The organism is Profundibacterium mesophilum KAUST100406-0324, from assembly GCF_009835145.1.
In the GTDB taxonomy this organism is placed as follows: domain Bacteria; phylum Pseudomonadota; class Alphaproteobacteria; order Rhodobacterales; family Rhodobacteraceae; genus Profundibacterium; species Profundibacterium mesophilum.
This window is the reverse complement of record NZ_APKE01000022.1, coordinates 41705-59748: the sequence shown is the minus strand read 5'-3', so window position 1 is coordinate 59748 and position 18044 is coordinate 41705. Positions and strand designations below refer to the sequence as shown.

The following is an 18044-nucleotide window of genomic DNA, read 5'->3' as shown; positions in this document are numbered from 1 at the left end:
TCATTCTGCCTGCCGGCTCCCGGTGCCGGCCTCGGGCGGGCCGGGACTTATGGTTGAGGGGACGCGCCGCATCTTGCGGCGGGCCGCGTTCCTTGTCACCTTGCGGCACGAAAAGTGCAAAGAAAAGTTGGAGGCTGCGGGCATGGCTGCGGATCGGTTGAGTGTTGTCGTCACGCGACGGCTGCCCGAAGTGGTGGAAAAGAGGCTGGGCGAGCTGTTCGACGTGTCGCTGCGCCATGGCGAGGATGATCGCCCGATGAGCCGCGAGGAACTCGCCAGCGCCATGCAGAGCGCCGACATCCTGGTTCCCGCCGTGACCGACCGGATCGACGCGCCGCTCCTCGCCCGAGCCGGAGACCGGCTCAAGCTGATCGCCAACTACGGCGCAGGCGTGGACAATATCGACGTTCACACCGCCCGCCAGCGCGGCATCCTCGTGTCGAACACGCCGGGCGTGTCCACCGACGACACCGCCGACATGACCCTCGCGCTGCTGCTCGCGGTCACCCGCCGCATCCCCGAGGGGCTTGCCGCGATGCAATCGGAGGGCTGGGCCGGCTGGGCGCCCACGGCCTTCATGGGCGGGCGCCTTGCCGGGCGGCGTCTCGGCATCCTCGGCATGGGGCGGATCGGGCAGGCAGTGGCGCGCCGGGCGGCCGTCTTCGGGATGCAGGTGCATTATCACAACCGCACGCGTCTGCGCCCCGAGATCGAGGAGCAGGCGGGCGCGACCTATTGGGAGAGCCTCGACCAGATGATGGCGCGGGTCGATATCCTTTCGGTGAACTGCCCCCACACGCCCTCGACCTTCCATCTGGTGAATGCGCGCCGGCTCAAGCTGATGAAACCGACGGCGGTGATCGTGAACACATCGCGCGGCGAGGTGATTGACGAGAACGCCCTGACGCGCGGCCTGCGGGCCGGCGAGCTGGCAGGTGCGGGGCTCGACGTGTTCGAGCACGGCGCCGCGATCAATCCGCAGCTGCGCGAGCTGCCGAACGTGGTGCTGCTGCCGCATATGGGCTCGGCCACGGTCGAGGGACGGATCGAGATGGGCGAGAAGGTGATCATCAACATCAAGACATTCGCCGACGGGCACCGCCCGCCCGACATGGTCGTTCCCTCGATGATCTGATCTTGGCGCCCCGCCGTCCGCTATCACTCGCTCGTGATGAGAACCGGCTTGACCCTCCCGCGCTGGAATATGGCCAAAGGGGCGCCAACCAAGAAACCGAACGTGCATCGGGCAGGTCGAGGCAGCAATCCCCGCCGGGGCCAAGGGCCAATCGGGCTAGGGCGTCCCGGCGCCGTGCGGGCCCGTTCGGCCACCCTTGCCGGGGATGGATGATCCCGGCGACCGCAAGATGCACGCGAGCTCGACAAGGATGCCGATGCCCAGAAACGTGATCCTGATTGCCTTTGCCCTCGCGGCGGTGGTCGGCCTTGCCCTCTGGGCATCCGGCCCGGAGGGTCCCGCGCCCGGCGAAATGGCCGGCCATTCGATGACGCCCCCCGACACCGATGCGCTGGAGGCCGGCGCACCCATCGTCGAGGTCGTGGTCCCAGCCGCCTTCGAAGGTCGCGCCGCCCTGGGAGAGACCGCGTTCAACGCGGCCTGCGCGGCCTGCCATGGCCAGAACGCGGCCGGACAGAACGGCGTCGCCCCCCCGCTCGTGCACAAGATCTACGAGCCGAGCCATCACGGCGACATGGCATTCCAGCTTGCCGTGAAGAACGGCGTCCGGGCCCATCACTGGACATTCGGCAACATGCCTCCGGTCGAGGGGCTGACCAATGGCGATGTGGGCAATATCGTCGCCTACGTGCGGCGTCTGCAGGAAGAGAACGGCATCGAGTGATGCGGCTCCTGCGCCGATACCGCGCGTGTCTCGCGCCCGTGCTGATGCTCGCCGTGCTCGCGCTCGTGGTCTCCGGCGGGCTGCGCTCGGCGGATGCGGCGGCCCTTGCCGCGCATGACGTGGCCACGGCGCATGGCACCGCGCCGCATGCGCCCTCGGCCGCGCGCGAGCATGATCATGCCGGTCCCAGCGCCGCCCCCGACGACTGCTCGCCCGTGGGCAACGGATGCAGCGCCCCGTTCCCCGCACCGGAGCACGCTGTCCTGCCGGCCGCCCAACGGTCCGTGGGCCAGCGGGTTTCGCATTCGGCTTGCAGCCGGCTGTCCCGGCAGACCGGCTTCGATCCGCCGCCCCCACGATCCTTCGCGAAGATCACCCTCTGACCAATGATTTTCCGAAGGATACAACATGAACATCAAGATCGGCATCATCGCCGCCCTCGCGGGCACAATCGCCGTCGCCGCGACCGCGCATAACGGCGCGACCGGCATCGTCCTCGAGCGCATGCAGGGCATGAGCGCCATGAAAAAGGCCGTGGCACGCATCGCGCCGATGATGCGCGGAGAGCAGGATTACGACGCGGCGGCGGTCGCCTCGGCCGCGCAGGTCATCGGCAATCACGCCGGCACCGCGTTGACCGACCTCTTCCCCGAGGATGGCAGCCGCGAGAAATCCCTCGCCACCGACGCCGTCTGGACGAACTGGGAGGAGTTCGAGCGCCTGTCCGAACAGCTCGCGCGTCTTGCCGGCGCGCTCGAGCAGGCCGCGCCGCGCGGCACCGGGTCGGCATCCGCTTCCGGCGGCGGTTCGGCATCGGACATGATGGGCGCCGGCGGCATGATGGGCGGCGGCATGTCCGGCGGTGCGGCCGGCATGATGGGCGGCGGGGCGGCACCCGTCGACGCGGCGGCGCTCGCGGACCTGCCGGCGGGGGAGATCTTCGCACAGATCGCCAAGACCTGCGCGGCCTGCCACAGCAGCTTCCGTTCCAAGAGCGACTGACACATGCGCAAGATCGCTGTCGTTTTGTCGAGCCTCGCCGCGCTGGGCGCCGCGGGGCTTGCCGCCGTCATTGTCTGGCCGATCGGTCGGGACGTGGCCCCCATCACCCTCGTGGGGGACGCCGATCGGGGTGCCTACCTTGCGCGGGCGGGGGGATGCATCGCCTGCCATACCGATGTCGAAGGGGGCGGCGCGCCGCTCGCGGGGGGTGCCCCGCTCAAGACCGATTTCGGCATCTTCCATCCCCCCAACCTCACCACCGATCCGCAGGCCGGGATCGGCGCCTGGAGCGTCGAGGATTTCGCCCGCGCGCTGCGCCAGGGGATCTCGCCGAACGGGCAGCCCTATTACCCGTCCTTTCCCTATCCCTTCTACGCGCGGCTGAGCGATCAGGACATCGCCGACCTGTGGGCCGCTTTCCAGACGGTGCCGGCCGCATCCGGTGCCGCGCCGGCCCATGAGCTCGCCTTCCCCTTCGATCAGCGCTGGGGCCTGAAGATTTGGCGCGCCGCCTACCTCGCCCCGCCGCCCACGACCCCCGTCGAGGGCCGGAGCGCGGTCTGGAACCGGGGACGCTGGCTGGTCGAGGGGGTGGCCCATTGCGCGGCCTGTCACACCGGGCGCAACTTTGCCGGCGCCCGCGTTCCCGCGCTCAACTACGAGGGAGCCCGGAACCTGCCGGGCGGCGGTACGTCGCCGGCCATCACCTCGGACGCCCTGCGCGAGAAGGGGTATGATGCCGGAAGCCTCGCCTATGCGCTGAAAACGGGTATCATGCCCGACGGTGACGTGTTCGGCGCAAGCATGGGCGAAGTGGTGAATTACGGAACTGCGTTCCTGAGCGATGCTGACCGCGCGGCGATGGCGACCTATCTTCTTGACATGGAGACATCTCGATGAAGCTGAACCGACGACAAATGCTGGCCGGCAGCGCCGCGAGCCTGTGGTTGCCGCGCCTCGCTGAGGCGGCCGCCGGCGCCGGCGGGATGCAGGTGATCGAGCCACGGGCGGCCGAACATCAGCTCGCGCCGTCCGATTATCCCGCCACGCGGATCTGGGGATATGACGGGATGGCGCCCGGCCCGGAGATGCGCATCGCGCAAGGGGAGCGGCTCACGCGCCGCCTGCGCAACGGGCTCGATCAGCCGACCAGCATCCATTGGCACGGCATCCGCATCGACAACGCGATGGACGGCGTGCCGGGACTGACGCAGGAGGCCGTCGCGCCCGGCGCGAGCTTCGATTACGACTTCGCCCTGCCGGATGCCGGAACCTACTGGTATCACGCCCATGCGCAATCGGTGGAGCAGGTGGGGCGCGGGCTCTACGGTGCGCTCATCGTCACCGAGCCCGAACCGCTCGATATCGATGCCGAGCATGTGCTGATCCTCGATGACTGGCGTCTTCAGGACGACGCGCAACTGGCCGGCGACTGGGGTGCCCCCCATGACAATTCGCATGGCGGACGGATGGGCAACTTCATCGCGACCAACGCGACCTTTGATCTGGCGCTGCCGGTCGAGCAGAACGCGCGGCTGCGGCTGCGGCTGATCAATGCCGCCAATGCCCGGATCTTCCCTCTGGCCCTCAAGGGGCTGGAGGGCTGGATCGTCGCCCTCGACGGAATGCCGCTCGCATCGCCGGAGGCCGTGGGCGAGGATTTCGTCCTGGGTCCGGGACAGCGGGCGGACCTTCTGGTGGATGTCGTCGCGGAGGAGGGCGAGGAGGCCTATCTCGTGCGCTTTGACCGCGACGCCGCCGCGGCGCAGGTCAGCTTCCCGGTCACCGGGCGCGCGGCCCTGAGCCGGCGTCCCGCGCCCGCTCCGCTGCCGCCGAACCCGGGGCAGGAATTGCCCGACCTGGCATCGGTCCGCGCACTCGACATGCCGATCGAAGGCGGGGCGATGGGCCGTCTGGGCAGTGCCATGTACGAGGGTGCCGAGACGCAGTTCCGTGATCTTGTCGGGGCCGGGCAGTTCTGGGCGCTGGGCGGGGCGGCGGGCTTGCCGAAGACGCCCTTCGCCTCGGCCGCGCGCGGCGAGACCCTGCGCATCCGGATGGAGAACCAAACCGTCTTTCCGCACGCGATGCACCTGCACGGGATGCATTTCCGCGAAGTGCTGTCGGGCGGCGCGTTGGGCCCGATGCGCGACACGCTCCTGGTGGCCGGGCAGGAGACCGGCGAGATCGTCTTCGAGGCACGCAATCCCGGCAAGTGGCTGATCCATTGCCACATGCTCGGCCACGCGGCATCGGGCATGGTCCAGTGGATCGAGGTCACTTGATGCGGATGATGCTCTCAGTGGCCGTCCTGGCGGCGGCCGCCCTTGGTGCGCTCGTCTGGGTGCTCTCGGTGCCTGCCATGGCGGAGGCGCCGCGGCGCGACATCGCGGCGGGCGCGGCGATCTATGTCGAGACCTGCGCGGCCTGCCACGGCGCCGCGCTCGAGGGGCAGGCGGATTGGCAAAGGCCCGGCCCGGATGGCATCCTGCCGGCCCCGCCGCATGACGAGACGGGCCATACATGGCATCATGGCGACGGGATGCTGTTCGATTACGTGGCGCTTGGCGGGGCGGCGGCACTGGAGGCGCGGGGTGTCACCGGCTTTGCCAGCGGGATGCCGGGCTTCTCCGGCGTGCTCGAGGATGCCGAGATCCGCGACGTCCTCGCCTATATCAGGTCGACCTGGCCGGACCGTATCCAGCAGGTGCAGGCCGCCCGCACGCAAGGCGAGGCGGCCCGGTAGCCTGCCGCCCCGTGGAAGGCGCCGCGGTTCAGGGGGCGACGACCGCTTCGTAGCCCTCGGATTTGAACGCCTCGATCATTCGCGCAGGCGCGGCATCGCTGGCCACGTCGGCATGGCGTTCCCGCAGATCGACGCTCACCTCGGCGGTGGGATCGACGGATGCGACGGCGCGCTCGACGGCGGCCTTGCAATGTCCGCAGCTCATGCCGGGAATCTGGTAACGTGTCATCCTGGACCTCCTTTCATTCGGTCTGTTCTTGATGTGCGGGGCCCGCGCGCATCTTCAAGCCCCCCGCCGCGCGATCGCCGTCCGCGGACCGCCCTGGCTAAGTGATCCGGCGCGATGCCGACTTAATAATTTCGGTGCTGGTGCTTGACCTTCCAGTGGGGGGAGACCCCATATCCACCATCGGTAACAATGTCTGCGGAGGAATCCATGGCACAGGATCTGAACTTCTCGCTGGAGGGACTCTCCTGCGCGTCCTGTGTCGGACGTGCGGAACGGGCCCTGTCCGGCGTCGAGGGCGTTCGCGAGGCGCATGTCAACCTGGCCGCCGAGACGGCGCAGGTGCATCCGGCCGATGTCGATGCCTCCGCTATCGCCGAGGCGCTGCGCGTGGCGGGCTATCCCGCGGTGACGCGCGAGGCACGCTTCGACGTCTCCGGGATGTCCTGCGCCTCCTGCACCGGACGGGTGGAGCGGGCGGTCGCCGGGCTCCCCGGCATCGTTTCCGCCGATGTGAACCTCGCCGACGAGACGCTCCATGTCACCTGGCTCGAAGGGGCTGCCACCGAGGACGGGATCATCGCCGCCGCGGGTGCCGCCGGCTACGGCGCCGTGCGCGTGTCGGCAGATGGCCCCGGGGCGGAGGCGGGCGGGGATCTGCGCGCACGTCGCCGCGACGAGGAGGTGGATGCGCTGCGCCGGGCGACACTGCTCGCCGCACTGCTGACCGCACCGGTCTTCGTGCTGGAGATGGGCAGCCATTTCGTACCGGGCATGCATGAGTGGATCATGGGAACGCTCGGGATGCGCAACAGCTGGCTGATCCAGTTCGTCCTCGTGACGCTGGTGATGGTCTGGCCGGGACGGCGCTTCGTGACGCTCGGCATTCCCGCCCTGCTGCGCGCGGCGCCCAACATGAACTCTCTCGTGGCGCTTGGCACGCTCGCGGCCTGGGGCTATTCCACGGTCGCCCTCTTCGCGCCGGCATGGCTGCCGGAGGGTACGCGCGGCGTCTATTTCGAGGCGGCGGGCGTGATCGTGACCCTGATCCTTCTGGGGCGCCTGCTCGAGGCACGGGCCAAGGGGCGCACCGGCGCGGCCATCCGGGCGCTTGTCGGCCTGCAGCCGCAAACCGCAATGGTCCTGCGCGGCGACAGGCTCGAGGAGGTCGCGATCCGCGATATCGCGGTGGGCGACACGGTGCGCGTGCGCCCCGGCGAGCGGATCGCGGTGGACGGCGTGGTTATCTCGGGGCGCTCCTTCGTCGATGAGAGCATGATCACCGGCGAGCCGGTGCCCATCGACAAGACCGAAGGCGCGGCCGTCGTCGGCGGCACCGTCAACGGCGCCGGCAGTCTCGATCTTCGGGCCACCGCCGTGGGGGCGGACACGCTTCTGTCCGGCATCGTGCGGATGGTCCAGCAGGCGCAGGGCGCCAAGCTGCCGATCCAGGGGATGGTCGACCGGATCGTACGCTGGTTCGTGCCGGTGGTGCTTGCTACGGCGGTTCTGAGCGTTTCGGCATGGCTGCTCGTCGGACCCGAGCCGGCGCTTGCCCTCGCGCTCGTCTCGGGCGTGTCCGTTCTGATCGTGGCCTGCCCTTGCGCGATGGGTCTGGCGACGCCGACGTCGGTGATGGTTGGATCGGGCCGCGCCGCCGAGCTTGGCGTGCTCTTTCGCAAGGGCGATGCGCTGCAAAGCCTGCAGGAGGCGCGCGTGGTCGCCTTCGACAAGACCGGCACCCTGACCATGGGACGGCCCGAGCTCACGGAGTTCGCGACCGCCGAAGATCTGGACGAGACGGCGCGCGATGCGCTGCTTGCTCGCATCGCGGCGGTCGAGGCCCATTCCGAACACCCGATCGCGGAGGCCGTCCTGCGCGCCGCGAAAATGCGCGATTTGCCGATGCCGGCGGTCGAGGATTTCACCGCGATCACCGGGCTCGGGGTCAGCGCCACCGTCGAGGGCCGGCGGATCGTGATCGGCGCCGACAGGCTGATGGCGCGCGAGGGTATCGACCTGTCGGGACTGGCCGCGCGCGGCGACGCGCTGGGCGATCAGGGCCGCACGCCGCTCTACGCGGCGCAGGATGGCCGTGCCGTGGCGCTCATCGGTGTCGCCGACCCGGTCAAGCCGAGCGCGGCACGCATGGTCGAGACGCTGCAGGCGCAGGGCCTGACGGTGGCGATGATCACCGGCGACAATGCTAGGACCGCCCGCGCGGTCGGCGCGGAGCTTGGAATCGACGAGATCGTCGCCGAGGTGATGCCCGACGGCAAGGTCGCCGCGATCGAGGCGCTGCGCGCCGGTGCCTCCGGCGGCCGGCTCGCCTTCGTCGGTGACGGGATCAACGACGCCCCCGCGCTTGCGGCCGCCGATATCGGCATCGCGGTGGGCACCGGCACGGATGTCGCGATCGAGACGGCGGACGTGGTGCTGATGTCGGGCGATCTTGCCGGTGTCGCGCGGGCCTTCGAGGTGAGCCGGCGGACTATCCGGAACATCCGCCAGAACCTTTTCTGGGCCTTCGTCTACAACACGGCCCTGATCCCGGTCGCCGCCGGCGCGCTCTATCCCCTGACGGGCACGCTCCTGTCGCCGATCCTCGCCGCGGGGGCGATGGCGCTTTCGAGCGTCTTCGTGCTCAGCAACGCGCTGCGCCTGCGCTGGATCGCGGCGCCCGGCGGGGAGAAGGCGGGCACCGGGGAGCTCCGGCCTTCCCGGTCCGTCGCGACCCCAGCCCAATAGCCAATTCGAAAGGACGCATGATATGAATATCGGCGACGTATCCGCCCGCTGCGGCCTGCCGGCCAAGACGATCCGCTATTACGAGGATATCGGCTTCATCAAGCCGCTGCGCGATTCCAACGGCTACCGCGTCTTCCGGCCGGTCGAGCTGCACAAGCTGGCCTTCCTGGGACGGGCACGCGCCCTCGGCTTCACCATCGAGGACTGCCGGGCGCTGCTTGCGCTCTGGGAGGACAAGGGCCGCGCCAGCGCCGACGTCAAGCGCATCTCGAACGGCCACCTGGCGATGATCGACACCAAGATCGCCGACCTGCAGGAAATGCGCGCGACCCTGTCGAACCTCGTCGAGGCCTGTGCAGGGGATGACCGGCCGGACTGCCCCATCCTCAAGCAGCTCTCCTCGAACTGACGGGGCGCGGAAAGGCTTGCGCCGCGCCGCGCGAGGTGGCACCCCGGAACACATGACCGAATGCGTGATCGATTTCTGTGGTGAGCGCTGCGTGGCGCTCGGCTCGGGCGGGGCGTGGTTTCCCGCCCATGGGACGCTCGTGGTGTCCGACCTGCATCTTGGCAAGTCCGAGCGCATGGCGCGGCGCGGCGGCGCGATGCTTCCGCCCTACGAGTGCGCCGAAACGCTCGAGCGGCTCGGCAAGGACATCGCCCGCACGGGGCCCTCATGCGTCATCTGTCTTGGCGACAGTTTCGACGACGATGCCGCCGCGGAGGCGCTTGGCCCCGACGCCCATGCGCGCATCACGGCATTCCAGCAGGGGCGCGAGTGGGTCTGGATCAGCGGCAACCACGATCCCGCCCCCCACCGGTTCGGCGGCGCGGCCGCGTCCCAGGTCGCGCTGGGCAGGCTGCTGCTGCGCCATATCGCCGAGGATGGCGCCGCGCCCGGAGAGGTCTCTGGGCATTATCATCCCAAGGCGCAGCTTTCGCTGCACCGGGGGCGGGTGTCGCGGCCCTGTTTCCTCTTTGACGCGGTGCGGATGATCCTGCCTGCCTACGGAACCTATACGGGCGGACTCGACTGGTGCGCGGCGCCGCTGCGCGCGCTCTTTCCGTCGCAGGCCTTCGCGGTGCTGACCGGTCCCGCGCCCTGCATGGTGCCGCGTCCCGCGCGCACCGCCGCGCGGCGCGCCTCGTGAGCCTCGCTCCCGCCGCCGAACAGCGCATCCGCGCGAGTTTCTCGGCGCAGGGCATGATGCATACGCTGGGGGCCGAGCTGACCGTGCTGGAGCCCGGACATGCGGTCATTGAGGCGCCGCTGCGCGCGCAGACGGCACAGCAGCACGGCGCCGGTCACGCGGGCCTGGCATTCTCGATCGGGGATTCGGCCGCCGGATACGCAGCCCTGACCGGGCTTCCCGAGGACCGGGAGGTGATGACGTCGGAGATGAAGATCCACCTGCTGGCGCCGGCGCTCGGAACGCATCTGACGGCGGATGGCAGGGTGGTGAAGGCGGGACGTAGGCTGATCGTGGTCAGTGCCTCGGTTTATGCCTGGAATGCGGGGGAGCGGCGGCAGGTCGCCTTGCTTCTGGGCACCATGGTGCCGGTCGCGCCCTGACACTCGCCGTCCCATGGCAGATGCCAGTGATCGGGGGCAGTGCGGCGCGGGGTGCCGGCCGTTCAGCCGGCACCGATACGCGAAAGGATGGGAGAGTTCGCGATCACAGGAGCGTCGATGCCGCCAGAAGAAGGCCGAGAACGAAACCACCGTGAATTGCAAGGGTCGCTTTGAGCATCGTATCCACTCCATGTTGTTATGAGCGTAACTTCGCCGACCCTCTCGTGGTTCCCTCATTTTGCAGTGGCTACGACGAATCCTTTCGGCACCGCACCGGGCGCATATCGGGAAACGCGCGCGGCTCCGGGCCGCAAGCACCGGTGGGATGGTCGCAAAACGCGCCGCCCTTGCCAGTTCCGATGGGTATCGTCAGAAGCAGACAACGCGCAGGAGGACGCTGACGAGATGAGTTTCAAGACCGATATCGAGATCGCCCGCGAAGCCAGCAAACGTCCGATCCAGGAGATCGGCGCCAAGCTCGGGATCGACGCGGCGGACCTGCTGCCCTACGGGCATGACAAGGCCAAGCTGTCGCAGCGGTTCATCGACAGCGTTCAAGACCGCCCCGACGGCAAGCTGATCCTCGTGACCGCGATCAATCCGACCCCCGCGGGGGAGGGCAAGACCACGACGACCGTGGGCCTTGGCGACGGGCTCAACGCGATCGGCAAGAAGGCCGCGATCTGCATCCGCGAGGCGTCCCTCGGGCCGTGTTTCGGGATGAAGGGCGGGGCGGCCGGCGGCGGCTATGCGCAGGTCGTGCCGATGGAGGAGATGAACCTCCATTTCACCGGCGACTTCCACGCGATCACCAGCGCGCATAACCTGCTGAGCGCGATGATCGACAACCATATCTACTGGGGCAACGCGCTCGGGATCGACACGCGGCGCATCGTCTGGCGCCGGGTCATGGACATGAACGACCGTGCCTTGCGGCAGATCACCGCCTCTCTCGGCGGTGTGGCGAACGGCTTCCCGACCGAGGCGGGCTTCGACATCACCGTCGCCTCCGAGGTGATGGCCTGCCTGTGCCTCGCGCGCTCGCTCAAGGACCTGCAAAAGCGTCTCGGCGACATCATCGTCGCCTATACCCGTGACCGCGCCCCGATCCACGCGCGCGACATCAAGGCCGACGGGGCGATGACGGTGCTGCTGAAGGATGCGATGCAGCCCAACCTCGTGCAGACGCTCGAGAACAATCCCGCCTTCGTGCATGGCGGCCCCTTCGCCAACATTGCCCATGGCTGCAACTCCGTGATCGCGACGACGACGGCGCTCAAGCTGGCCGATTACGTGGTCACGGAAGCGGGCTTCGGAGCCGATCTGGGCGCCGAGAAGTTCATGAACATCAAGTGCCGCAAGGCCGGCATCGCGCCCTCCTGCGTCGTACTCGTCGCGACCGTGCGCGCGATGAAGATGAACGGCGGCGTGGCCAAGGCCGATCTTGGTGCCGAGAATGTCGAGGCGGTGGGCAAGGGATGCGCCAATCTTGGCCGTCACATCGAGAACGTGAAGAGTTTCGGCGTGCCGGTGGTGGTCGCCATCAACCATTTCCACGGTGATACCGAGGCCGAGATCGCGGCCGTCGATGAGTTCGTCAGGGGGCAGGGCTCGGAGGCGATCCTGTGCCGGCACTGGGCCGAGGGCGGCAAGGGCACCGAGGCGCTTGCCCGGCGCGTGGCCGAGATCGCCGATCACGATGATGCCAATTTCGCGCCCCTCTATCCCGACGAGATGGGCCTCTTCGAAAAGATGGAGACGATCGCCAAACGCATCTACCGCGCCGATGCGGTGATCGCCGACAAGAAGATCCGCGACCAGTTGCATGCCTGGGAGGCGCAGGGCTATGGGAACTTGCCGGTCTGCATGGCCAAGACGCAATATTCGTTCAGCACCGATCCGGCGCTGCGCGGCGCGCCGACCGGGCACAGTGTGCCGGTGCGCGAGGTGCGCCTTTCCGCCGGGGCCGGCTTCGTCGTCGCGATCTGCGGCGAGATCATGACCATGCCGGGCCTGCCCCGCAGCCCGGCGGCCGAAGCGATCCGCCTCAACGAGGCGGGCCAGATCGAGGGCCTGTTCTGACGGGCTCGCGGTGACCGAGAAAAGAGCAAGGGATACAGATGACGGCCACGATCATTGACGGAAAGGCCTTCGCCGCCGAGCTGCGCGCGCGTGTCGCGGCGCAGGTCACGAAACTGACCGAGGGGCAGGGGATCGTGCCAGGACTCGCGGTCGTCCTGGTGGGAGAGGATCCGGCAAGCCAGGTCTATGTCAGGGCCAAGGGCAAGCAGACCGGCGAGGCTGGCATGCGCAGCTTCGAGCACCGTCTCGACGAGACGGTGAGCGAGGCGGCCCTTCTGGAGCTCGTGGACCGGCTCAACGGCGATCCGGCGGTGCACGGCATCCTGGTGCAGCTGCCCCTGCCGGGCCATGTGGATGCCGACAAGGTCATGGCGCGGATCAATCCGGCCAAGGACGTGGACGGCTTCCACATCTCGAATGTCGGGCTCCTGGGGACGGGACAGAAGGCGATGGTTCCCTGCACGCCGCTTGGCTGCCTGATGATGCTGCGCGCCCATCACGGCGATCTGTCGGGGCTGGAGGCGGTCGTCCTGGGCCGCTCGAACATCGTGGGCAAACCGATGGCGCAGCTCCTGCTCGGCGACAGCTGCACCGTGACCGTCGCCCATTCGCGCACGCGCGAGCTGCCTGCGGTCCTGCGCCGCGCCGATATCGTCGTGGCGGCGGTCGGGCGGCCCGGCATGGTGCGGGGCGACTGGCTGAAGCCCGGCGCGACCCTGATCGATGTCGGGATCAACCGGATCGCCAAGCCCGATGGCGGCACGCGCCTCGTCGGTGACGCCGATTTCGAGAGCTGCAGCGCGGTGGCCGGGGCCATCACCCCGGTTCCCGGCGGGGTGGGACCGATGACCATCGCCTGCCTTCTGGCCAACACGCTGACCGCCTGCTGCCGGCAGAACGGATTGCCGGAGCCGGTGGGCCTGACCGCCTGACGGTGCCAGCAGACGGGTAGAGGGATAGGCGCCCGGACAGGAAAAAGGCCCGCCGCGGGATCACGCGGCGGGCCTTTCGTTTGTGCGGTGGCAGCAGGTGTCAGGTGCTGGGCTCCGGTTCGGGATCGAGACCGCCGTCGGTTTTCGGCTTCGGCTTGGTCTTCGGTATCGCGGTCACGGAGGGCGTGTCACCCTGGTCGGGGGTGTCGTCGTCATCGCCCCGGGTCAGTGTCTCGCCGTTGATCACCTTCATGATCTCGGGGCCGGTCAGCGTCTCGTATTCCAACAGCCCTTGCGCCAGCCGCTCGAGGTCGTCGCGCTTCTCGGTGAGGATGCGCTTCGCGGTCTCGTAGCCGGTATCAACGATCTCCTTCACCTTGTCGTCGATCAGCTTCTGGGTATCGGCGGAATGGCTCGCGCCGCCGCCATAGCTGCCCAGATAGGATTGCTGCTCATTGGCGTAATCGACATAGCCAAGTTCCTCGGCAAAGCCGAATTGCGTCACCATGGCCCGCGCGATCTTGCTGACCTGCTGGATGTCGGAGGCGGCGCCGGAGGTGACGTTCTCCTTGCCGAAGATCAACTCCTCGGCCACGCGGCCGCCCATCGCCATGGCGATCTTGGAGGTGTATTTCTTCAGGCTGACGCTCAGCTGATCGCGTTCGGGCAGCGACAGGACGAGGCCGAGCGCACGGCCGCGCGGAATGATCGTCGCCTTGTGGATCGGATCATGCTCGGGAACGTTCAGGCCGACGATCGCATGGCCCGCCTCGTGATAGGCGGTGAGCTTCTTCTCGTCCTCGGTCATGACCATCGAACGGCGCTCGGCGCCCATCATGACCTTGTCCTTGGCGTTCTCGAAATCGTCCATCGTCACGAAACGCCGGCCGACGCGCGCCGCCATCAGCGCAGCCTCGTTCACCAGGTTGGCGAGGTCGGCACCGGAGAAGCCGGGCGTGCCGCGGGCGATGATGCGCAGGTCGACATTGGGTCCGAGCGGCACCTTGCGCGCATGCACGCCGAGGATCTTCTCGCGGCCCTTGATGTCGGGGTTCGGGACCTGCACCTGGCGGTCGAAGCGGCCCGGACGCAGAAGGGCGGGATCGAGCACGTCGGGGCGGTTGGTCGCCGCGACGATGATGATGCCCTCGTTCGCCTCGAAGCCGTCCATCTCGACCAGAAGCTGGTTCAGCGTCTGCTCGCGCTCGTCATTGCCGCCCCCGTAGCCGACACCGCGCGAGCGGCCGACCGCGTCGATCTCGTCGATGAAGACGATGCAGGGCGCGTTCTTCTTGGCCTGCTCGAACATGTCGCGCACGCGGCTGGCGCCGACGCCCACGAACATCTCGACGAAATCGGAGCCGGAGATGGTGAAGAAGGGAACGCCCGCCTCGCCGGCGACCGCGCGCGCCAGCAGCGTCTTGCCGGTGCCCGGAGGACCCACGAGAAGCGCGCCCTTGGGGATCTTGCCGCCCAGACGCGAGAACTTCTGGGGGTTGCGCAGGAATTCGACGATTTCCTCGAGGTCGTCCTTGGCCTCGTCGATGCCAGCCACGTCGTCGAAGGTCACGCGGCCGTGTTTCTCGGTCAGCAGCTTGGCCTTGGACTTGCCAAAGCCCATCGCCCCGCCTTTGCCGCCGCCCTGCATCCGGTTCATGAAGTAGATCCAGACGCCGATCAGGATGATGAACGGCAAGAAGGTCATCAGGATGGTGGTAAAGCCCGACTGCTCCTGCGGCTCGGCCTTGACGGTCACGTCGTTTTCAATGAGCCGCTCGGTGAGATCCGCGCCATCGGGGCGGATGGTCACGTAATCGTTTCCGTCCGTGCCCCTGAACAGGACCCGCTCGCCGTCCAGCGTGACCGAGGTGACGTCCCCGTCATCGACCGCCGCGATGAACTCCGAATAGCTGATCGACCGCGACGACATGCTGGTCGGTCCGCCAGAGAACAGGTTGAACAGCGCCAGTATCAGCAGGAACAGAACGACCCAGAAGGCTATGTTGCGCGCGTTGCCCACGGCATTCTCCCATGAATTTCGTCCGGCCGAAGATGACCGGTTGCACGATAGATAGCTATCAGGTGGGCACGTTCAATGCGAGAGCAGGGTCGCGGTAAAATCGTCGCGGTTTCCCGCCATGACGGCACGACGCTGCGAATCGGGCCGCGCGAGGGGGGCGGCAAGCAGCCTGTCGCCCTGCCACAGCGACGGAGAGGCGAGCAGGCTGCCGCGCGGCAGGCCCGTTTCGCGCCAGGCGGGGCAATCGGCAAGGCCTGCCTCGCCCAGGGCGCGCGTCATGGCGCCGGCGGGGGCGGCGCCTTCGATGATCCAGCGCCCGTCCCAGACCGTCCCCGCCGGCCGGGCGGGCGCGCGAAGGGCGGCGGCAGGCTCACGCGACAGGCGCAACCGGCCGCGCGCCACCTGCAACAGGCAGCCATGCAGGCTTCGCCGGCCGGGCGGTGCCTCCCGGTTCTCCGCCGCGAGGAGCGCGCCCGCCGCATCGAGCAGCGCGGCCGCCCGCGGCGGGTAATCGCGCCCCGAGATCCAGCGCAGCCCGGCACCCAGAAGCCGCCTGACGAGATCGTCGGGCAGCCGTCCTAGGGCGGGCGCGTCGATCAGCAGATCTCCCCGATCCGCGATGACATGATCGCGGCTCCAGGCGGCGATCCGCTCGTCGATGGCAAGGCGGCTGCCGCGCAGATTGGCGATACTGCGCGCAAGCGTCGCCGCGTCGATGCCCAGCGGCGCCATCGCCTCCAGTGCCCGGCGCGCCTTGATCCGGTCGAAGCGGGTATCGGTATTGCCCGGATCCTCGCTCCAGCCGAGGCCCCGCTCAACGAGGAAGGCACGCAACCCCGCGCGCGAGCAGTCCAGAAGCGGTCGCAGGAAAAGGCAGCCATCGCGCGTGAAATCCCGCCGCATCCCGCTCAGCCCATCGAGGCCGGCACCGCGCGACAACCCCATCAGCAGCGTCTCGGCATTGTCGTCGCGGGTATGGCCGAGTGCGACGAGCGCGATCCCGGCACCCCGCGCCCAGCGCGCCAGAGCCGTGTAGCGGGCACGGCGCGCGGCATCTTGCAGGTTGCCCGTCGCCGCGCGTCCGTTCCAGAAGAGGGTCTCATGCGCGATGCCGATCCGCGCGCAGCGGGCCGCGGCAAGCCGCGCTTCCTGCGCCGATCCCTGCCGCAAGCCGTGATCGAGCGTCGCGGCCCTCAGCGCCTCCGCGCCGTAGCGCTCAGCTGCCAGGTGCAGAAGGGCCGTACTATCACCGCCGCCCGACAGGGCGATGCCGATGGGCCTGCCGGCGGCATGTTCGGCATCAAACCGGCCGAACATGCCCGGATCGAGCCTGGCGGGTGGATCGCAAGCGGGTTCAGCCCCGCTCACTGACATCCCATGCTGGCAAGGGCGGTCTGCGCCTCGATCGCGGCGTCGCTCTGCGCGAAACGCAGCGGCACCTCGGCAAGTGTGGCGCAGGCATCGGTGCGCTGGCCCAGCGCGTCGAGCTTGAGCCCGAGCTTCAGCAGGGCCTGCGGCGCGCTCGGCCCCTCGGGGTAGCTCGAGAAGCTCTCCAGATAGGACCGCGCCGCGCCCGCGTCGTCCTCGGCGCCGCTCAGGGCCTCGCCGCGCAGGTAATGCGCCTCTCCGCTCAAAGGCCCGCCCGTATAGGTCTCGGTGAAGGTCGCAAAGAGGTCCGCGGCGCTGCGAAAGCTACCGGAGTCGAGGGCCTCCTTCGCCCGATCGAAGTCGCGTTGCTCGCCAACCGCGAGCTGTCCTGCCTGCTGTTCGGCGGTGATGGGGGAGGCGGGGGCTGCCGCCGGCGCCGCCGATGCGCTGCCGCCCAGGGGCACGGTATCCTCGAGATCGGAAAGCGCGCAGCCCGGCTCGATTTCGCACAGGCGGAACTGCATGTCCCCGATCCGGTTGCTGCCGTCGCGCACGATCTGCTCGATGCGGAAGCCCAGCTGCTCGTTCTGCGCCGTCAGGCGTTGCAACTCGGCCTCCATCGCGTCGATGCGCGAGAGCGCCGAGGTGCCGGCGAGGTTGACACCAACACCGCCGGTCGTGCTCAGCTCGCGCCGCAGCTTTGCCAGCTCGGTCGTCAGGACCGACAGATCCTGACGGATGTCGGCGAGCGTGGCGGTGTTGTCCTGCGCTGAGGCGGGGGCGGCGAGGCCCGCGATCAGCGCGAGGGCGGGAAGATATCGGAAGGGGCGCATCCGATCAGCTGCTCAGCCCGGCGGCCACGACCGTGACGGCGCGGCGGTTCTTGGCATAGCATTGCTCGGTCGAGCAGACCTCGATGGGGCGTTCCTTTCCGTAGGTCACGGTGCGCAGCCGGCCCGAAGAGACGCCTTGCGAGACGAGGTAGTCGCGCGCCGAGGCGGCGCGGCGGGCGCCAAGCGCGAGGTTGTATTCGCGCGTGCCCTGCTCGTCGGCATGACCCTCGATGATCGCGGTATAGGAGGGATTGGCGCTGAGCCAGCCCGCCTGCGCGTCGAGGGTGGCGCGGCCGCTCGGCGAGACGGTGGACTGGTCCACCTCGAAGAGCACGCGGTCGCCGATGGTCTGCTCGAAATAGGCCGGGGAGGCGGGATCGAGCGTGCCTTGCGTGATGGCGCCGCCATTGCCGAGCGGCACCCCGTCGCCGAAGCCGCCATTCAGGCCGGCGCCCATGCCGCCATCCATGCCTGCGCCGGCGCCGGTGCCGAAGCGGTCGGCATTGGTGCAGGCTGCGGCGAGCAGCATGACGGAGAGGAGCGTGGCCTTGCCGAGAATCTTCATAGTCCTGTGTCCTGTCGGTTTTGCGGCGGGCCTGCGGCCCCGTGCCATCATGGCGGCGAGCCTAGCATCCCGCCGGGATTTTGAAAGTGG

18 protein-coding genes are annotated in these 18044 nt (G+C 68.7%); 13 read left to right on the top strand and 5 right to left on the bottom strand.

Going from position 1 to position 18044, the window contains the following annotated elements:
* The first annotated feature begins 142 nt into the window (after positions 1-142).
* From PMES_RS09165 to PMES_RS09135, 7 genes are all read left to right on the top strand, one after another.
* Positions 143-1135, top strand: a complete 993-nt coding sequence (locus PMES_RS09165; RefSeq protein ID WP_159965413.1) for a 2-hydroxyacid dehydrogenase — start codon at positions 143-145, stop codon at positions 1133-1135.
* Positions 1136-1391: 256 nt separating this feature from the next.
* Entirely contained in the window at positions 1392-1859 is a 468-nt protein-coding gene (locus PMES_RS09160; RefSeq protein WP_201288982.1) for a c-type cytochrome, read from the top strand.
* Positions 1856-2242, top strand: a complete 387-nt coding sequence (locus PMES_RS09155) for a hypothetical protein (RefSeq protein ID WP_159965412.1) — start codon at positions 1856-1858, stop codon at positions 2240-2242. The genes PMES_RS09160 and PMES_RS09155 overlap by 4 nt, the downstream gene beginning before the upstream one ends.
* A 25-nt stretch (positions 2243-2267) precedes the next feature.
* Complete coding sequence (locus tag PMES_RS09150) at positions 2268-2861, top strand: c-type cytochrome (protein ID WP_159965411.1); 594 nt, start codon at positions 2268-2270, stop codon at positions 2859-2861.
* A gap of 3 nt (positions 2862-2864) precedes the next feature.
* A complete protein-coding gene (locus PMES_RS09145) occupies positions 2865-3761 on the top strand; it encodes a c-type cytochrome (protein ID WP_159965410.1) in 897 nt (298 codons plus the stop codon).
* The gene (locus PMES_RS09140) at positions 3758-5146 is read left to right on the top strand and encodes a multicopper oxidase family protein (RefSeq protein WP_159965409.1); all 1389 of its coding nucleotides are present in this window, start codon (positions 3758-3760) and stop codon (positions 5144-5146) included. The genes PMES_RS09145 and PMES_RS09140 overlap by 4 nt, the downstream gene beginning before the upstream one ends.
* On the top strand, positions 5146-5607 hold the full coding sequence (locus PMES_RS09135) for a c-type cytochrome (protein WP_159965408.1): 462 nt from the start codon (positions 5146-5148) through the stop codon (positions 5605-5607). Before PMES_RS09140 ends, PMES_RS09135 begins: the two co-directional genes overlap by 1 nt.
* A 28-nt stretch (positions 5608-5635) precedes the next feature.
* Here PMES_RS09135 and PMES_RS09130 read toward each other — a convergent pair whose 3' ends face one another.
* Positions 5636-5836, bottom strand: coding sequence for a heavy-metal-associated domain-containing protein (locus PMES_RS09130; protein ID WP_159965407.1), 201 nt, complete (start codon positions 5834-5836; stop codon positions 5636-5638).
* A gap of 207 nt (positions 5837-6043) precedes the next feature.
* On the opposite strand from PMES_RS09130, the gene PMES_RS09125 reads away from it, so the two are divergent.
* The 6 genes from PMES_RS09125 (at position 6044) to folD (ending at position 13168) form a co-directional block, all read left to right on the top strand.
* Positions 6044-8581 (top strand): heavy metal translocating P-type ATPase, encoded by a 2538-nt coding sequence (locus PMES_RS09125; RefSeq protein ID WP_159965406.1) that lies wholly within the window; start codon positions 6044-6046, stop codon positions 8579-8581.
* 22 nt (positions 8582-8603) lie between these two features.
* Positions 8604-8990 carry a Cu(I)-responsive transcriptional regulator gene (cueR, locus tag PMES_RS09120; RefSeq protein ID WP_159965405.1) on the top strand — a complete coding sequence of 129 codons (387 nt, stop codon included), beginning with the start codon at positions 8604-8606 and terminating at the stop codon, positions 8988-8990.
* 52 nt (positions 8991-9042) lie between these two features.
* Positions 9043-9732 carry a ligase-associated DNA damage response endonuclease PdeM gene (gene pdeM, locus PMES_RS09115; RefSeq protein ID WP_159965404.1) on the top strand — a complete coding sequence of 230 codons (690 nt, stop codon included), beginning with the start codon at positions 9043-9045 and terminating at the stop codon, positions 9730-9732.
* Positions 9733-9785: 53 nt separating this feature from the next.
* Positions 9786-10154 carry a PaaI family thioesterase gene (locus PMES_RS09110; RefSeq protein ID WP_159965514.1) on the top strand — a complete coding sequence of 123 codons (369 nt, stop codon included), beginning with the start codon at positions 9786-9788 and terminating at the stop codon, positions 10152-10154.
* A gap of 405 nt (positions 10155-10559) precedes the next feature.
* Positions 10560-12236: a formate--tetrahydrofolate ligase gene (locus tag PMES_RS09105; protein WP_159965403.1), complete on the top strand. Its 1677-nt coding sequence runs from the start codon at positions 10560-10562 to the stop codon at positions 12234-12236.
* A gap of 38 nt (positions 12237-12274) precedes the next feature.
* The gene (gene folD, locus PMES_RS09100; RefSeq protein WP_159965402.1) at positions 12275-13168 is read left to right on the top strand and encodes a bifunctional methylenetetrahydrofolate dehydrogenase/methenyltetrahydrofolate cyclohydrolase FolD; all 894 of its coding nucleotides are present in this window, start codon (positions 12275-12277) and stop codon (positions 13166-13168) included.
* Positions 13169-13268: 100 nt separating this feature from the next.
* On the opposite strand, the gene ftsH is transcribed toward folD, so the two are convergent.
* From ftsH to pal, 4 genes are all read right to left on the bottom strand, one after another.
* Positions 13269-15188, bottom strand: a complete 1920-nt coding sequence (gene ftsH, locus PMES_RS09095; protein ID WP_159965401.1) for an ATP-dependent zinc metalloprotease FtsH — start codon at positions 15186-15188, stop codon at positions 13269-13271.
* 72 nt (positions 15189-15260) lie between these two features.
* Complete coding sequence (tilS, locus tag PMES_RS09090; RefSeq protein ID WP_159965400.1) at positions 15261-16505, bottom strand: tRNA lysidine(34) synthetase TilS; 1245 nt, start codon at positions 16503-16505, stop codon at positions 15261-15263.
* Between the two features lie 47 nt (positions 16506-16552).
* Positions 16553-17389 (bottom strand): tol-pal system protein YbgF, encoded by an 837-nt coding sequence (gene ybgF, locus PMES_RS09085; protein ID WP_159965399.1) that lies wholly within the window; start codon positions 17387-17389, stop codon positions 16553-16555.
* Between the two features lie 4 nt (positions 17390-17393).
* The gene (gene pal / locus PMES_RS09080; RefSeq protein WP_159965398.1) at positions 17394-17954 is read right to left on the bottom strand and encodes a peptidoglycan-associated lipoprotein Pal; all 561 of its coding nucleotides are present in this window, start codon (positions 17952-17954) and stop codon (positions 17394-17396) included.
* Between the last annotated feature and the right edge of the window lie 90 nt (positions 17955-18044).

Coding starts and splice junctions, on each gene's coding strand:
- PMES_RS09165 (WP_159965413.1), top strand. CDS start 143: ATGGCTGCGGATCGGTTGAGTGTTGTCGTCACGCGACGGCTGCCCGAA.
- PMES_RS09160 (WP_201288982.1), top strand. CDS start 1,392: ATGCCCAGAAACGTGATCCTGATTGCCTTTGCCCTCGCGGCGGTGGTC.
- PMES_RS09150 (WP_159965411.1), top strand. CDS start 2,268: ATGAACATCAAGATCGGCATCATCGCCGCCCTCGCGGGCACAATCGCC.
- PMES_RS09145 (WP_159965410.1), top strand. CDS start 2,865: ATGCGCAAGATCGCTGTCGTTTTGTCGAGCCTCGCCGCGCTGGGCGCC.
- PMES_RS09140 (WP_159965409.1), top strand. CDS start 3,758: ATGAAGCTGAACCGACGACAAATGCTGGCCGGCAGCGCCGCGAGCCTG.
- PMES_RS09135 (WP_159965408.1), top strand. CDS start 5,146: ATGCGGATGATGCTCTCAGTGGCCGTCCTGGCGGCGGCCGCCCTTGGT.
- PMES_RS09130 (WP_159965407.1), bottom strand. CDS start 5,836: ATGACACGTTACCAGATTCCCGGCATGAGCTGCGGACATTGCAAGGCC.
- PMES_RS09125 (WP_159965406.1), top strand. CDS start 6,044: ATGGCACAGGATCTGAACTTCTCGCTGGAGGGACTCTCCTGCGCGTCC.
- cueR (WP_159965405.1), top strand. CDS start 8,604: ATGAATATCGGCGACGTATCCGCCCGCTGCGGCCTGCCGGCCAAGACG.
- pdeM (WP_159965404.1), top strand. CDS start 9,043: ATGACCGAATGCGTGATCGATTTCTGTGGTGAGCGCTGCGTGGCGCTC.
- PMES_RS09110 (WP_159965514.1), top strand. CDS start 9,786: ATGATGCATACGCTGGGGGCCGAGCTGACCGTGCTGGAGCCCGGACAT.
- PMES_RS09105 (WP_159965403.1), top strand. CDS start 10,560: ATGAGTTTCAAGACCGATATCGAGATCGCCCGCGAAGCCAGCAAACGT.
- folD (WP_159965402.1), top strand. CDS start 12,275: ATGACGGCCACGATCATTGACGGAAAGGCCTTCGCCGCCGAGCTGCGC.
- tilS (WP_159965400.1), bottom strand. CDS start 16,505: ATGTTCGGCCGGTTTGATGCCGAACATGCCGCCGGCAGGCCCATCGGC.
- ybgF (WP_159965399.1), bottom strand. CDS start 17,389: ATGCGCCCCTTCCGATATCTTCCCGCCCTCGCGCTGATCGCGGGCCTC.
- pal (WP_159965398.1), bottom strand. CDS start 17,954: ATGAAGATTCTCGGCAAGGCCACGCTCCTCTCCGTCATGCTGCTCGCC.